Annotated in this window: 13 protein-coding genes; 1 reads left to right on the forward strand and 12 read right to left on the reverse strand. The window is 67.7% G+C overall.

Going from position 1 to position 15,647, the window contains the following annotated elements:
- Positions 1 to 207: 207 nt before the first annotated feature.
- From mutS to hisC, 11 genes are all read right to left on the reverse strand, one after another.
- Positions 208 to 3,039: a DNA mismatch repair protein MutS gene (gene mutS, locus VGK20_16220; GenBank protein HEY2775587.1), complete on the reverse strand. Its 2,832-nt coding sequence runs from the start codon at positions 3,037 to 3,039 to the stop codon at positions 208 to 210.
- Positions 3,036 to 4,799, reverse strand: a complete 1,764-nt coding sequence (locus VGK20_16225; GenBank protein ID HEY2775588.1) for a VWA domain-containing protein — start codon at positions 4,797 to 4,799, stop codon at positions 3,036 to 3,038. The genes mutS and VGK20_16225 overlap by 4 nt, the downstream gene beginning before the upstream one ends.
- 18 nt (positions 4,800 to 4,817) lie before the next feature.
- Positions 4,818 to 6,230 carry an AAA family ATPase gene (locus VGK20_16230; GenBank protein HEY2775589.1) on the reverse strand — a complete coding sequence of 471 codons (1,413 nt, stop codon included), beginning with the start codon at positions 6,228 to 6,230 and terminating at the stop codon, positions 4,818 to 4,820.
- A gap of 81 nt (positions 6,231 to 6,311) precedes the next feature.
- Positions 6,312 to 6,791, reverse strand: coding sequence for a lipopolysaccharide assembly protein LapA domain-containing protein (locus VGK20_16235; GenBank protein HEY2775590.1), 480 nt, complete (start codon positions 6,789 to 6,791; stop codon positions 6,312 to 6,314).
- The gene (locus VGK20_16240; GenBank protein ID HEY2775591.1) at positions 6,788 to 7,330 is read right to left on the reverse strand and encodes an HIT domain-containing protein; all 543 of its coding nucleotides are present in this window, start codon (positions 7,328 to 7,330) and stop codon (positions 6,788 to 6,790) included. Before VGK20_16240 ends, VGK20_16235 begins: the two co-directional genes overlap by 4 nt.
- A gap of 16 nt (positions 7,331 to 7,346) precedes the next feature.
- Complete coding sequence (locus VGK20_16245) at positions 7,347 to 7,679, reverse strand: integration host factor subunit beta (protein HEY2775592.1); 333 nt, start codon at positions 7,677 to 7,679, stop codon at positions 7,347 to 7,349.
- A gap of 28 nt (positions 7,680 to 7,707) precedes the next feature.
- Positions 7,708 to 9,444 carry a 30S ribosomal protein S1 gene (locus VGK20_16250; GenBank protein ID HEY2775593.1) on the reverse strand — a complete coding sequence of 579 codons (1,737 nt, stop codon included), beginning with the start codon at positions 9,442 to 9,444 and terminating at the stop codon, positions 7,708 to 7,710.
- Positions 9,445 to 9,575: 131 nt separating this feature from the next.
- The gene (gene cmk, locus VGK20_16255) at positions 9,576 to 10,256 is read right to left on the reverse strand and encodes a (d)CMP kinase (GenBank protein HEY2775594.1); all 681 of its coding nucleotides are present in this window, start codon (positions 10,254 to 10,256) and stop codon (positions 9,576 to 9,578) included.
- Positions 10,253 to 11,545, reverse strand: a complete 1,293-nt coding sequence (gene aroA, locus VGK20_16260) for a 3-phosphoshikimate 1-carboxyvinyltransferase (GenBank protein ID HEY2775595.1) — start codon at positions 11,543 to 11,545, stop codon at positions 10,253 to 10,255. The genes cmk and aroA overlap by 4 nt, the downstream gene beginning before the upstream one ends.
- Before the next feature lie 34 nt (positions 11,546 to 11,579).
- Complete coding sequence (locus VGK20_16265; protein ID HEY2775596.1) at positions 11,580 to 12,440, reverse strand: prephenate dehydrogenase/arogenate dehydrogenase family protein; 861 nt, start codon at positions 12,438 to 12,440, stop codon at positions 11,580 to 11,582.
- Positions 12,437 to 13,579 (reverse strand): histidinol-phosphate transaminase, encoded by a 1,143-nt coding sequence (gene hisC, locus VGK20_16270; GenBank protein HEY2775597.1) that lies wholly within the window; start codon positions 13,577 to 13,579, stop codon positions 12,437 to 12,439. Before hisC ends, VGK20_16265 begins: the two co-directional genes overlap by 4 nt.
- Positions 13,580 to 13,767: 188 nt before the next feature.
- Between hisC and VGK20_16275 the strand changes: the two genes are divergently transcribed.
- A complete protein-coding gene (locus VGK20_16275; protein ID HEY2775598.1) occupies positions 13,768 to 14,772 on the forward strand; it encodes a hypothetical protein in 1,005 nt (334 codons plus the stop codon).
- A 15-nt stretch (positions 14,773 to 14,787) separates the two neighbouring features.
- Here VGK20_16275 and VGK20_16280 read toward each other — a convergent pair whose 3' ends face one another.
- Positions 14,788 to 15,546, reverse strand: a complete 759-nt coding sequence (locus VGK20_16280) for a hypothetical protein (GenBank protein HEY2775599.1) — start codon at positions 15,544 to 15,546, stop codon at positions 14,788 to 14,790.
- Positions 15,547 to 15,647: the final 101 nt, after the last annotated feature.

Genomic DNA, 15,647 nt, shown 5'->3' on the forward strand with positions numbered 1-15,647 from the left:
AGCCGCCGGGACCCATGATTATGGCCCTTCGCGACCGTCGGCCTCAAGGATCGCGCCCGGAGCTTCCCGCCGCCGGCGGGCGCCACTGCGGAGCAGCATCGACGGCTTTGAGGATCGAGTTCAAAAAACCTCAGCGAATCCGAGGATCAGCGAGACGTTCGAGAAGCACCGCTTGACGGTTTGCGTGCAGACCAGATCGCAGGCTGGTCAGCGCCTGCGCCCGACGCGGGCTTCCTCGACCAGTCGCGCGAGAAAATTGAGCGCTTCCAGGGGCGTCATCGTCTCGGGTGCCAGCGCGGCCAGGCGGGCACCGAGTGCGTCCTCCGCTTCTTCTTCTTCGCGCCGGCTCTCGCTGCGCGCCGCTGCCCCGAAGAGGCTCATCTGTCCGGCGCCGGCCGCGCCGATCCCCTCGCCGCTTTCGAAGCGCGCGAGGATCGCTCGCGCCTTGTCGATGACGGCCTCGGGCACGCCGGCAAGACGCGCAACCTCGATGCCGTAGCTCCCGCTCGTCGGCCCTTCGGCGATGCGGTAGAGGAAGACCACGCTTCCCTTGTAGCGCCGCACCGCGACCGAGAAGTTCTCGGCAAGGTCGTGCTCGGCCTCCAGCGCCGCAAGCTCGTGGTAATGCGTCGCGAACAGCGTCTTCACGCGCCGCGCGAGCATCGCTTCGGCCACCGCCCACGCTATCGAAATGCCGTCGAACGTCGAGGTGCCGCGGCCGATCTCGTCGAGCACGACCAGGCTGCGGCCGGTCATCCCGTGAAGGATCGCTGCAGTCTCCGACATCTCGACCATGAACGTGGACTGCCCCGCAGCAAGATTGTCGCTGGCGCCGATGCGCGTGAAGATGCGATCGACGAGCGGGATCCTCGCGCGCGCGGCCGGTACGAAGCAGCCGCAGTGCGCGAGCAGCACGATGAGAGCGGTCTGCCGCAGGTACGTCGATTTGCCGGCCATGTTCGGGCCGGTAATGACCATCAGAAGACGGCTGTCGGGGCCGAGCCTCGTATCGTTGGCGACGAACGAGCTTCCGAGGCGCGCTTCGACGACCGGATGGCGTCCCCCTTCGATGTCGAGCTCGAGGCCTTCGTGCACTTCGGGCCTGACGTACCCGCGCCGCTGCGCCGTCTCGGCCAGACCGGCCAGCGTGTCGAGCGCCGCCAGCGCGCCGGCGCTGCGCCCGAGCGAAGGCTGGTCCGGCTGCAGGGAAGCCAGCAGCGCATCGAAAAGCTGGCGCTCTCGCGCCGCGAGGCGCTCTTCGGCGCCGAGCACCTCGTTCTCGCGCACTTTGAGCTCGGGAGTGATGTAACGCTCGGCGTTGGCGATGGTCTGCTTGCGCGTGTAACTGGCCGGCACCAGCGCCTGGTGCGTATGGGTGACCTCGATGTAGTAGCCGAACACGCGGTTGAACCCGACTTTGAGGGAAGGGATCCCGGTGCGCGCCCTTTCCTCGGCTTCGAACGCGAGGATCCATCCCTTGCCGTCGCGCGAGATCGCGCGCAGGCGGTCGATTTCCGCATCGAAACCGTCGCGGATGACGGCGCCCTTGCCGAGCATGGCAGCCGGCTCGGCGGTGAGCGTCGCTGCGATGCGCGTGCGCGTGTGCGCGAGGCCGTCGAGGCAGCGTGCGTGGCGCGCGAGTGCTTCTTCGGTCGAGCCGGTTTCCCGTGTCAGGTCTGCCGCGCCCGCTTCGCTCGCGTCGGCTGCCGCGCCCGCCTCGCGGCCGCGCGAGTCGCCGTCGGCCAGCCGCGCACGCAGCGTGTCGATCTCCGCGAGCGAATCGGCCAGCTTGGTGACGTCGCGCGGCGACGCCGAACCCGCACCGATGCGGCCGACGAGGCGCTCGAGGTCTCCGATTCTTCTCAGGCTCTCGCGCAGGTCGCTGCGCAGCGAAAAGTCGCCGGCCAGCACCTCGACGGCATCGAGCCTCTGGCCGATCGCCGCCGCGTCGGCCAGCGGCCGCGTGATCCACGCGCGCAGCAGGCGCTTTCCCATTCCGGTCGAGCAGCAGTCGAGGACGCTGACGAGCGCTCCGCGCGTGGTGCCGTCGTAGGCCTGCAGGAGCTCGAGGTTGCGGCGCGTCGACGCATCGAGCTGCAAGTAGGCCGCCGCATCGTAGAACACCGGCTCGCGCAGGTGATCGATGCGACCGCCCTGGGTTGCGCTCGCGTAGGAGCGCAGCACTTCGCAGGCTTCGCGGGCCAGCGGACCAGCGCCGGATGCGAGCGATTCGCCGCCGGCCGATGCCGCGGGGCCGGCGCCTGCCACCCGCTCCCGGCCGGGGCTGCCCGCGCGCCGCGGCGCCTGCGTTTCGCTGATGAGGCAGTGCGGCAACAGCGAAGAGACGCGTTTTCGCAGCGCCTGCGGAGCATCGGGCCGCAGCACGATCTCGGTCGGCGCGATCGTCTTCAGCTCTTCGTCGAGGCGGCCGTCGGAGACGATCTCGGTCGCGCGGATCTCGCCGGTCGAAAAATCGCTGACGGCCAGCCCCCACGCGCCGCTCTTTTCGACGACGGCAGCGAGGTAAGCTGCACGATCCGGTGCGAGGGTCTCTTCGTCGAGGTTCGTGCCCGGCGAGATGACGCGCGTGACCTGGCGGCGCGCGATGCCCTTTTCCGGCAGCTCGAGCTGTTCGCAGACGGCGACTTTTCGTCCCGCTTCCATCAGCCTTGCGACGTAGGGCCGCAGCGCGTGGTACGGAATGCCGCACATCGGGATCGGGTTCTCGTCGTTGCGATTGCGGGACGTCAGCGTGAGGTCGAGAAGCTCGGCGGCGATTTCGGCGTCCTCGAAGAACAGCTCGTAGAAATCCCCCATGCGGAAGAACAGCAGCGCGTCGGCGTGCTGGTCCTTGAACTCGAGGTACTGCTGCATCGCCGGCGTGAGGCGAGATGTGATGCGCGCGCGGGAGCCGGCCGTGGACGGCGCACCCGGCGTATCCGCGGTATCCTGCGCAATTTGCGCATTCGAGGCGGAACCGGGCACAGCAGCGCCCGCGCGGGCCGGCGGCCCGCCTTCGACGACGTTCGCCCGGCTCACAGGACCTTGCGCCTCTTGCCGACGTGGTCGACGAGCACGAAGTGCCCGAGCTGCTCGGGCGTCGTGTAGAACGCCCTGCCACGGTTGATCGCCGTCATGCGTTGCACGAAGGCTCGCAGCAGAGGGCTGTCGTCGAGCATGAACGTGTTGATGCGCATCCCGCGACGCGTGACGCGCTCGACTTCCTTCAGCGTCTCGATGGTCGCGCGCGACGAGATGCCGCCGACGCTCATCGGCCATTCGCAGAACAGGCGCCCTTCGCTGAAGTACGCGGTCGGCTGCCCGTCGGTGATCACGATCATCTGCCGCGTGCTCGCAGGGTGGCGATCGAGCAGCCGCGAGGCCACGCGCAGGCCGTCCTGAAGGTTCGTGAACGGATCGCCCATGTTCCACGTGACTTCGGCCAGGTCGGCGGGCCTCAGCTCCACCGCGCGCGTGAAGAACCCGACCATGCCGAAGTAATCGCGCGGGTAGCGCGTCCGCATCAGCGTTTCCATCGCCAGCGCGACCTTCTTCGCGGCGGCAAAACGCCCTTCCCAGCTCATCGACCAGCTCATGTCGAGCAGCAGCACCGTCGAGGTGCGCGTGCTGCGCAGGCTTTCCTTGACGTGGAGGTCGGCAGGCTCGAGTTGGACTCTGCCGCGCAAGCCTTCGCGGCCGGGCAATTGGCCGCGGCCGACTTCGCGGCCGCGCAATTGGCCGCGGCCGACTTCGCGGCCGCGCAATTGGCCGGCGCCGGGTCCGCCGTCGCGCAAGTTGCCGGGCCGGTGTTCGGGGCTGCGCAAGTCGGCGCGCGAGGATGCTGTCGAAGCGGCTTCGCCGGCGCGGCGCACCATCGCGGCCTTCAGCGTGGCTGCTACGTCGATCGTCATCGGGTCGCCGTATTCGTACGCACGCGCCTGTTCGAGCATCGTCTCGCTGGCACCGCGCCGGCTGGTCTCGTGGCGGCCCGCCGCATCCGGCAGCAGTTCGGCGAGCATTTCCTTCAGTGCAAGCCGGCCGAGGCGGCGCGCCGCCTTCGGCGTCAGCGTCGTGCGGCCCTCGCGAGAGATGAGGTAGCCGGCATCGACGAGCAGCCGCATCATCTGGCGCAGCCGGCCGATCGCCTCGGCAAAATCTTCGCCGAGCAGCTCACGCAGCGAAGCTTCGTCGAGCGAGTCGAGGTCTTTTTCGCGAAGCGCCCGCTCCAGGTCGCGCAGCTTTTCGAAACGGTCGATCAGCGACAGGGTTGCGTCGAAATCGAGGCTCTCCGGACCCTGGAACTGGTCGCGATATCGGCGCTGGAAACGCTCGACGCGGCTGATGTCCCCCTCGCGCTCGCGCAGCCGCTCGAAAGCGTCGGCCGCATCGCTGTCGGCCATCGGCGACTGTGCCAGCTGCGACATCCTCTCCTCGAGAATGCGCGAAAGCCTGGCCAGCTCGGCCGCGCGCCTCTCGCGCTCCTCGGCCGACGGGTTGCGCGATGCGGCGTCTTCTTCGGCAGCGACGATATCGTCGGCGTCGTTCCAGGGCTCTTCGAGCGAGCGCGACAGGTTGAACTTGTCGTACAGCTCGCGGATCGCCTCGCGCACGCGGTCGGCCAACTCGTCGAGGCCGACGGCCTCGAACTCCTCGCCGCGGATTCCTTCGCGCAGCAGGCGGCTCAGCGCTTCGGAGAGATCGTCGGTGGCCGAAAGATGCTCGGCAAGGCGGTCGAACAGCCGCTCGGCATCCAGCGCCAGCTTCTGGGATCCGTCCCAGATCGTGTAGCGGCTTCGCACGGCAGACCCCGCCGCACCTCAGGCCGCGTACGAAAGCCGTCCGCCGTCGCGCTCGCGGTTGAGCTTCTTCATGAGGTGCAGGCCTTCGAAGACGAACTCGACGGCGGCGGCCGCAAGACCCGGGCTTTCGAACGGCCCGAGGCGCTCGACGACTTCGCGAAGGCCGGGAATCGAGGCGAGGGCCTCGGCGTAATCGGACGACGGCATCGTGTCGGATACCGCGACTCCCCAGCCCCGACCCAGGTACTCGACGACCGGCGCCAGCTCGGCCGCCGTAATCCGCGCCTCGAACGCGCCCTTGATCGCGAGCGAGAGCAGCCGGTCGATGACGGCCGTCTCCTTGGCGCCGTCCATGCCGTATTCGAGCTCGATCTTGCCGTTGCTGGAGGCGAACAGCGCGTGCAGGTCGCTCAGGCGCGGCGCAATCTCCGGCTCGCGGCAGCGAAGCGCGCGCTTTTCCGCGTTCGCCAGCAGCGTCTCGTAGTTGTTGACGCTGACGCGCACGCTGACGCCGGATGCCTGGTTCACCTCGGGCGCCTTGCGCGCCTCCATCGTGAAACGCGCGACGATCTCCTTGAGGAAGTCGGCGATGCGAAGCGGCCGTCCGGAGCGAGTCGCCGGTCCCACTTCCTGCTCCATGATCGCGACTTCTTCGGCGATCGTGCGCGGATAGTGCGTGCGGATCTGCACGTCGAAGCGGTCCTTGAGCGGAGTGACGATGCGGCCGCGGCTCGTGTAGTCCTCGGGGTTGGCCGTTGCGACGACGAGCACGTCCACGGGCAGGCGGACCTTGAACCCTTTGATCTGCAGGTCGCGCTCTTCCATCAGGTTGAACAGGCCCACCTGTACTTTTTCGGCGAGGTCGGGAAGCTCGTTGATCGCGAAGATGCCGCGATGGCTGCGCGCGGCCAGCCCGAAGTGGATCGCTTCCTCGTCCGAAAGATAGCGGCCTTCGGCGACGCGCACCGGATCCACTTCGCCGATGAGGTCGGCGATGGTGACGTCCGGCGTCGCGAGTTTTTCGGCGTAGCGCGCATCGCGCGCGATCCACGCAACGGTAAGCTCGTCGCCTTCGGCGGCGGCGCGGCGGCGGCACGCGGCGCAGATCGGGCGCATCGGATCGTCGTGGATCTCGCAGCCTTCGACGACGGGCACGCGCTCGTCGAGAAGGCGCGCCAGCGCGCGCACCAGGCGCGTCTTGGCCTGCCCTCGTTCGCCGAGCAGCACGATGTGGTGCCCGGCAAGAACCGCGTTCTCCAATTCGGGAATCACGCTGTCCTGGTAGCCGATCACGCCGGAGAAAATCTTCGATGTGTCGCCGTCGCTCTCGAGGACGCGAACGAGGTTGGCGCGGATCTCTTCGCGCACGGTGCGAGGCTGGTATCCGGATGCGCGAAGCTCCGCGAGCGTCGTGGCCTCGGCCGTCCTCATGAAACGGCACTATAGAAGCCGTTGCCGGGCCCGGCAACGCCGCATCTGCAACCGGGTGTGCGGGAAAATACCCGGGCGGGTTCAGGCTCCGGGCGGGGGCGCGAGCTGGTGGGCCACGTCGTCGGCCGAGGCCACCCCGAGAGCTGCGCTGTGCTCGGCCGCCTCACGAGCCTTTGCTTCGGCCTCTTCGGCGCGCCGCGCCCGGGCTTGCTCACCGGCCAGCTCGGCTTCGCGCGTCGCGAGCGCCTGCTCGGCCGTCTCCAGCGCGGCGCGGGTCTTGTCGAGATCGGCGCGCAGGCCCTTGACCACTTTGGCGTTGCGCCGCACGAGGAAGCGCAGCCGCACGTGCTCGACGAAGGTGCCGGTGCCCGCGACGAGCGCACCGGCCAGCAGGAACGCCAGCAGCAGCAGCGCCAGCGGTACCTCGGTCTCGGCCGGCTGCAGTTTGAGGAACGGCAGCGACGGCACGTACAGGAATTCCACCGGCTTCATGTTCGCACTCGCCAGGATGATGCCGGCGACGATGATGACGATGTAGAGGAGGTTTCGAAGGATCCTCACGCCTGCCTCCCGGCTGCCGCGACGCCGGCAGCCGATTCCTGTTCCACGTCCTCGGCAAAATACGGCAGCAGCCTTTCGTAAGTGACCAGAAGGTGCTCGGGCATCACGCGCGTATCGGCGAGCACCGGCATGAAATTGGTGTCTCCCGCCCAGCGCGGGACGACGTGCCAGTGCAGGTGATCGTCGATGCCGGCGCCGGCCTGGCGCCCGAGGTTCATTCCGACGTTGAAGCCGGCCGGCGAAAACGCGCGGGTAAGCACGCGCACGACCCGTTGAAGCTCGGCCTGCAGGTGCGCCGAAACAGCAGCATCCAGGCGGCCAAAGTCGCTGACGTGGACACGCGGTGCGACCAGGAGGTGACCGTTGGCGTAGGGGAAAAGGTTCATCAGCACGCTGGCATGCTCGGTGACCCGCAGGACCAGCTCGCCGCGACGCGCCTCGCGCGTGACCAGCAGCGGCTTGTCACAGAAGATGCATCCGCCGCGCTCGTCAGGCTTCTCGACGTAGGCGAGCCGCCACGGTGCCCAAAGGACTCGCACGCCGCGGCAGGGGCCGTTATTCGCCGCCGGGGCCCGGCGCCCCGGCGCCTGCCTTGATCGACGCCTCGTATCCGGCGTCGACGCGCTGCTTGAGCTCCTTGCCGACCTTGAAGAACGGAACGGTCTTGGACGCGACCGCAACGAGCTCGCCGGTCTTCGGATTGCGCCCTTCGCGAGCCTGCCGGTTCTTGACGACGAAGCTGCCGAAGCCGCGGATCTCGATGCGGTCTCCCTTGCAGAGAGCCTCGGTCATGCTCTCGAAGACCGAATTGACGATCACTTCGGCGTCACGCCGGGAGTAGACGGGATACAGACGGACGATCTCGTCGATCAGGTCTCGCTTGGTCATCGGCGAACAGCCTCCCAGAAGCCGGTGCTCAGCTGTCGCGGCCGCGGCGCCGGGCGAGCTTTTCTTGGATCATGTCGCCAAGGGTAACGCTACCACCCCGGCCGCTCCCACTTGTGTCGGAGGCCATGTAGGCCCGCATCTCTTCTTTCTCCGCCGACTGGAGCAGGGAGCGGATGCTGAGCGAGATGCGCCGTTCGCGCACGTCCACCTGGGTGACCTCGGCCTCCAGCTCCTGTCCGACCTGGAACAGATCGCGGGGGTTGTCGACCCTGTCGCGGCCGAGCTGGGAGACGTGGACGAGGCCTTCGACGCCGTCCTCGATCGCGAGGAACAGGCCGAAGTCGGCGATGTTCGTGATCTTGCCGTGGACCCTGGCGCCGACCGGGTAGCGGTCGGACATGCGCCGCCACGGGTCTTCCTCGAGTTGCTTGATGCCGAGCGACAGGCGCTCGTTGGGGATGTCGATGCCGAGCACGGCGCAGCGCACCTCGTCACCCTTCTTCAGGAGCTCGGACGGGTGATGGATCTTGCGCGTCCAGTGCATGTCGGAGATGTGGACCAGGCCGTCGATCCCTTCCTTGACGTTCACGAAGGCGCCGAAGTCCGTGACACTGGTCACTTTGCCGGTGACCTGGGTTCCGACCGGGTGCTCGATCGGCAGCATCTCCCAGGGGTTGGGCGTCACCTGCTTGAGACCGAGCGAAATGCGGCGGTTTTCGGGGTCCAGCGACAGCACCATGACGTCGACGTCGTCCCCCACCGAGACGACCTGCGACGGGTGCGTCACGCGACGGGTCCACGACATTTCGGAAACGTGGACCAGGCCCTCGATGCCTTCCTCGATCTCGACGAACGCGCCGTAATCGGTGAGGCTGACGACCTTGCCGCGCACGCGGCTTCCCGGGAACAGGCGGTCGGCAACGGTGACCCAGGGGTCGTCGTGCAGCTGCTTGAGACCGAGCGAGATGCGGTGCGAGGTCGAATCGTACTTGAGCACGACGACCTTGATCGTGTCGCCGGGCTTGACGACCTTGGACGGATGCGAGACGCGGCCCCACGACATGTCGGTGACGTGCAGCAGCCCGTCGATGCCACCGAGGTCGACGAATGCGCCGTAGTCGGTGACGTTCTTGACGATGCCTTCGAGGATGACTCCTTCCTCGAGAATCTTCAGAGTTTCACCGCGCACGGCCTCCTGCTCTTTTTCGAGCAGCGCCTTGCGCGAGACGACGACGTTGCCGCGCGCGCGGTTGAACTTGAGGATCGTGAACTTTCCGACTTCGCCGATGTAGCGATCGAGACTGCGCGTCGGGCGTGTGTCGACGTGAGAGCCGGGAAGAAACGCGGCCACCCCGACGTCGACCTTGAGGCCACCCTTGACGCGACCTGTAATGGTGCCGGTGATCGGGCTGCCCGCGTTGTACGCGTCCTCGATCACCTTCCAGACGATGTTCTGGCGCGCGCGCTGGTAAGACAGGCGCAGCTCGCCGTTGTCGCCACCGGTGGACTCGACGTAGACGTCCACCTCCTGGCCTTCCTGCACGAGCATGGTTCCGTCGCGATCGCGGAACTCCCAGGCAGGGATGATCCCTTCCGACTTGTACCCGATGTCGACGGTGACCACTTCCTGGTCGATCGACACGATGCGGCCCTTGACGACTTCTCCCGACTGGACAGAACGAAGCGAAGCTTCGAACAGGTCTGAAAAACTCTCGGAACCGCTACCGGACTGGCTCAGCTCATTGGCCGCCTTCTCCTGTTGCATCAAAAAAAGAATCCTCCGTGGTGTGGCGCCCGAACGGGCAGCCTCTTGAGATAACGCGGCACGTCCGCGAGAGCAAGGGCGTCGGACGATCCGGAAGCGGGGGCAAGATCCGGGAAAGACTCGAATTCCGACTACGTCGAGTTGCGCCGGCGGCGGTCGACTTCATCGACGATGCGCGCGACGACTTCGTCGAGCGTGAGAAACGTGGTGTCCAACACCAGTGCATCGGCAGCCCTGGCAAGGGGCGCGATCGAGCGAGTCGTGTCGCGCCGGTCCCTCTCGGCCATCTCGTCTCGCACGCGCGCGACAGCCTCGGGCGCTGCCGCTTTTGCGGTCAGTTCGAGCTCCCGCCTCCTGGCGCGCTCGGGCGGATCCGCGTCGAGGAATACCTTGAGGTCGGCGTCAGGAAAGATGACCGTGCCGATGTCGCGGCCTTCGGCCACGGTCCCCGGTGGCGAGACCGCGCCCCTCTGGATACCCACGAGAGCCCGGCGCACGGACGGGCAGGCCGAGCTCTTCGACGCGGCCTGGCTGACCTCCGGGCTGCGGATGCGGCCGCTGACGTCCTGGCCCCCCAGAAGGAAGCGGCCGGCGGCGGTCTGACGGATCTCGAGGCCGGTGGCCAGCGCCCCAAGAGCCGCGTCGTCGTCGGTAGCGACTCCCTGTTCGAGGGCCGCGAGAGCCACGCAGCGGTAAAGTGCCCCCGAATCGAGGTACGAAAAGCCGAGCGCGGAGGCCACGGCGCGCGCCGTCGTCGACTTGCCGGCGCCAGCCGGTCCGTCGATCGCCAGGATGAAGGGTCTCCGGCTCATGCGCCGAGCCTTTGCAGGCTGTCGAAGAATTCCGGGAACGAGACGGCAACCGGCCCGTCGTTGTCGAGCGTAACGCCGTCGCCTCGCGCGGCCAGCGCCGCCACTGCGGCCGACATCGCGATGCGGTGATCGTGGCGGGTTTCGACCCGACCTCCGCCGCGCGGTGCTCCGCCGGCAATCACCATGCCATCGTCCTTTTCTTCCACTTCCGTACCGAAAGCCCTCAGGATTGCTGCAGTAGTGGAGATCCTGTCGCTTTCCTTGACGCGTAGCTCGCCGGCTCCCGAGATCACCGATTCGCCGTCGGCGAACGCTGCGGCGACGGCCAGCAACGGAAGCTCGTCGATGGTTGCCGGCACTTCGGCTGCGCCGATCTCAAATCCGCGAAGACCGGAGGCCCGGCAGCGGATGCTCCCGACCGGCTCGCCGCCGCTCGTGCCCTGGACGGCAGCCTGGATGTCGGCACCCATCCGGATGAGGACATCGAGGAACCCGAGGCGGGTCGGATTGAGACAGACCCCGTCGATCGTGACGTCCGAACCCTCGACCAACGCTGCGGCGACCAGCAGGAACGCGGCCGATGACGGATCCCCCGGCACGCGGACGTCCACGCAGCGGGGGATGGCCCTTCCCGTCACGCTCGCCACCGAGCCCTGGACCGTTACCGGGACGTCCATTGCCGCCAGCAGCTTCTCGGTGTGATCGCGGGTCGCCGTCGGCTCGATGACAGTCGTCGTTCCTTCGGCCTGGAGACCGGCCAGGAGGATGGCGGTTTTTACCTGGGCGCTCGCAACGGCGAGCTCAATCGTGGCCGGCGACAGCTCACGGCCGCGGATCATCAGGGGGGCATGGCCGTCGTCGGTCTCAATGCTTGCCCCCATCCGCGCCAGAGGCTCGGCAACGCGTCTCATCGGGCGGCGCGTAAGCGACGGGTCGCCGCTCAGCACCGCTTCCAGATCGCGCTGCCCGCACAAGAGTCCCGACAGCAGGCGCATCGTCGTACCGGAGTTCTCGCAATCGATCGTGCCGGGCCGCGCTACCGCCTGCATCGCCATTCCGCGGATGCGCGCCGTGCCTGGCGAGACGATCGCGACGACGGCGCCAAGGCGGCGCATCGCAGCGACGGTCGAGGCAACGTCGCGGCCCGATGGCAGCCCGTCGATTCGCGCCTCGCCGGATCCGGCTGCGTTGAACATGACGGCGCGGTGCGCGATCGACTTGTCTCCCGGAACGACGATCGTCCCGCGCAGCGGCCCGCGGGCGCGGGCAACCTGACGCGGCGCGCTCACCGCGGCGCTCCGCACTTGCGACCGGGACCGGCCGTCACGACGAAACGATCCCCCTGCGCAGCTTGTGCGACGCCGCGATGATCGTGCGGATCACCCCTTCGTCGCGATCGGCGATCGCATCGCGAAGATCGTCCCAGCAGGCGCTGAACTCGTCCATCGCATCGACGATCGCTTCGCGATTGAGCCTGGCGATGTCGATCCACATCGCAGCGTCGCTTGCCGCAAGGCGCGTCGTGTCGCGAAACCCTCCGGCGATGAGATCGACGACGTCCTGGCGCCGCTTCGCGCCGTCGGCGGTGGCAGCCAGCGCGAAGGCGACCATCTGCGGCAGATGGCTCGAGGTCGCGATCGCGCTGTCGTGCGCGTCGGCATCCATCACGGAAACCTCGCAGCCGACGGCGCTCCAAAGCTCGCGCATGTCGTCGACGAGAGATGCCGGCGTGTCCTTCGCAGGCGTCAGCACGCAGCGACGACCGCGGAAAATCGCCGGATCGGCGCTGCCCGCGCCCGTTTCGGCCTTGCCGGCAAGCGGATGCGCGCCGAGAAATCGGTCGACGAGGCCCCGCCTTCCCGCTTCGATCACGATCGGACCCTTGACGCTGCCGACGTCCGTGAAGACCGCCGTCTTCGGCGCATGCTCGGCAAGCTCGTGGAGCTGGGAGACGGCGGTGAACACCGGCGTCGCGACGACGACCAGGTCGGCGCCGGCCAGCGACGGGAAAAGATCGGTGCGCGCCTCGTCGATGAGCCCGCGCGACAGCGCGATGTCGAGGTTCGCCTTCGACCTTCCGGCGCCGACGACGTGGCCGAAAGCGCCGCAGGCCTTTGCTGCGCCCGCCAACGATGCGCCGATCAGGCCCGTGCCGACGATGACGCAGCGATCCCAGGACTTCATCGCGCGGTTCCGCCCGAACGTACTGCGGACGCGCGCCGGGCCGCAAGGTCGCCGGCGAGCACCTGCTCGAGCGCCGCGATCGCGCGCCGGTCTTCTTCTTCGGTCGAGTACGTGATGCGGATGTGGTCGGGAAACCCGTAAGCATCCATCGGACGCACGATCACGCCGAGGCGAAGCAGCGCATCGGTAACTGCCGCGCCTTTACCAGTGCGCACGAGGAAGAAATTCGCGTGGCTGGCAACGGCATCGATGCCGAGGCGCTCGCAGGCCTTTGCCCAGCGCACGCGGCTCGAGCGCACCAGCGCGCGCGAGGCCTCGACGTGCGCGTCGTCGTCGAGAGCGGCCGCAGCGGCAACCTGCGCGAGCAGGTTGACGTTGAACGGCTGGCGAAGCCGTGCCATCGCGTCGGCGATCTCGAGGGATGCCACGCCGTAACCGATGCGAAGACCGGCCAGGCCGTGGATCTTCGAGAACGTGCGCGTGACGATGAGCCCCGGGTGCCGGTCGATGTACGCCAAGCCGTCGGGATAGAGCTCGTCGTCGACGAATTCGAAGTACGCTTCGTCGAGCACCACCGCGACGGCGTCGGGTACCTTCGCGAGGAACCTCTCCCACTCCTGGCGGCGGAAAATCGTGCCTGTCGGATTGTTGGGGTTGGCAACGAAGACGACGCGCGTCCTGCCGGTGACGCGCTCGGCGATGGCCTCGAGGTCGTGCTCGAAGCCGCGCGGCGGAGCCTTGACCGGAGTCGCACCGACGGCGATCGAAACCAGCGGATAGACCAGGAACGCGTCTGCCGAGAACAGCACTTCATCGCCGGGGCCGGCCAGCAGGCGACAGGCCAGCTCGAGGATCTCGTTGGACCCGTTGCCGAGGATGATGCGACGAGAATCGACGCCGAGGCGGGTCGCGAGCTTTTCGGTCAGTACGACCGCTCCGCCGTCGGGGTAGCGGTGGACCGACGCGAGGGCGTCCGCCATTGCCGCCAGTGCCTTCGGCGACGGCCCGAGCGCGTTCTCGTTGGATGCGATCTTGATCGAGCCGCGGATGCCGAGCTCGCGCTCGACTTCTTCGATCGGGCGCCCGGGCTTGTACGGCGTCAATGAGCGGATCCGCTCTGGAATCGGGGGGCCGGCCATCTGCGGTGACTAGCGCGAAAACGCCGCCATGGCACGCGGGCGGGGAAACTTGCGGCAACAAGGCACGGGCGGCGGGCGGCGATGCGCTGCGGGCGGCGGCGTGGATTTGTGCACGGCCGACTGGTCTCCGCCGACGACAGGAGTAGCGTGCTCGGCGTCTTGCGCGCTTGCCGCGCCCGGAGGTTTCCGTGTCATCGATTCGTGCCGCTTCGATCCGCCGCCGCCTCCGCATCGCTCCCGCCGCGACGATGGCGCTGGCGATCCTACTGTCAGGATTGGCCGCGGCATCGGTCGCAGCGGCGGCGCAGAAGTGCGGCGATCGCGACAACAGCGGCACCGTGACGGCCAGCGATGCGCTCGGCGTGCTCAAGGTGTCGGTTGGCGCGGCCCAGTGCGACCCTTGCGTCTGCGACGTCAATCACTCGGGAACCGTCACGGCATCGGACGCACTCGTCGTCCTCAAGTTCGCCGTCGGCCAGCCGGTGACGCTGTCGTGCAATTCGTGCACGCCCCTCTGCCAGTCCTCTCAGCCTCCGCAATGCGGAGGAACCTGCAACAACGGGCTGGTGTGCGCCGAAACGCCGGATACCAATGGCATGTGCGATTGCGTGCCCGCGTGCACCATTTCTGCTGTCCCGGCCTGCGGAGGAAGCTGCGAGGGGGCGGATGCCGCCGACTCGCTATGCAACGACGTCACGTTCGCGGCCGGCAACCATTCCATCGATCGCTGCGTGTGCCTGCCGCCGGGTGCGAAAGCCTGCGGCGACTCGAGCGCACCGACCTGCGGCGGCGTCTGCCAGCCCGGGCACGCGTGCACGAACCACAGCGGCAAGTGCCAGTGCGATTCGGTCGCGGCTCCGGTCGTGGCCTGCGGCCAGTCGAGCACGCCCACTTGCGGCGGGACCTGTCCGGACGGCTTCATCTGCACGTTCGCCGACAGCATCTGCGAGTGCATTCAATCGGACGGAAGCCAGAATGCCTGCGAGAGCGCCGAGGCTCCGGTATGCGGCGCCGCGTGCCCGGACACGAAGACCTGCGCGCGCGATTTCCTCGTCGGATGCAAGTGCTTCCATCCGTGCGAGATCAGCAACGCCCCGGCCTGCGGCGGCTCGTGCAATAGCGGAACCTGCACGCACGCGACCGCGACGATCAAGGGCGCGAACTCGACGGTCGACTACTGCCTCTGCTTGTAACCTGGCACGCGGGCGCTACAGGCAGACCGGACACGCAAGCGAGCCGCTCACTCCGACGGCGAAGCGCAGGGTCTTGAGCGCGTCGCTCGCGGTGACCGCGTGACTGCCGTCGACGTCGCAGACGCAAGGCAGGCAGCTCTTCGACCCTACCGACACCTTGAGGATCTGCAGCGCATCGGCGGCCGTCACGCCGCCGCCGCCGCTGGCATCCCCGCACGCCACTTCGGTCGCGCCGGTGAACTGCAGCAGCATCTCGCCGTGGTCGTCCTTGAGCGTGAACGTGTGCGGCGTGCCGAGAAATCCGAAAGTGTACTGCGGAAACGGGTCGATCAACGCGTCGGAGGCGAACACGTCCTTCGTGATCGCGACGAAGAGCTGGATGTCGGCGGCCGCATTGCCGTTGAATGACATCGTGCCGCCCTCGGGACCCAAGTCGCGCGGGCCGTCGTAGATGCGAAACGTATTGCCCGCCAGATCGACCTGGTAGAACGCAGCGTGCGAGCCGGTGACTTCCTGGCCGAGGAAATCGGCGTGGAACGCGGAGTGTCCGTTCTGCTGGTAGGCGCCGTTGGACGGGCTCGGGTCGCCGTCGGCTACCGACGTGTCGAACGTGAAGTAGCCCGTGACATCGGTATTCAGCGGAACCGAAACTCCGAAAGGCTGGTTGACGACGGTCGCGGCCTTCGCCGTCCAGGCCACCGTCTTGATGCCCGCGTGTGCATCGGCCGCAACCAGAACCGCAAGGGCCGTCGCGATCCCGTAAAATCTTCCCATGACTCCCCTCCTCGACCGGAACAAGCGGCGCCCCCGCCACCGGTTCCGTCCTCCGTGCCGATCCTTCTAGCGCTTTGCGTGCCGCTTGTCGTGCAAAGCGT

Source organism: Candidatus Binatia bacterium (genome assembly GCA_036493895.1).
In the GTDB taxonomy this organism is placed as follows: Bacteria; Desulfobacterota; Binatia; order UBA1149; family CAITLU01; genus DATNBU01.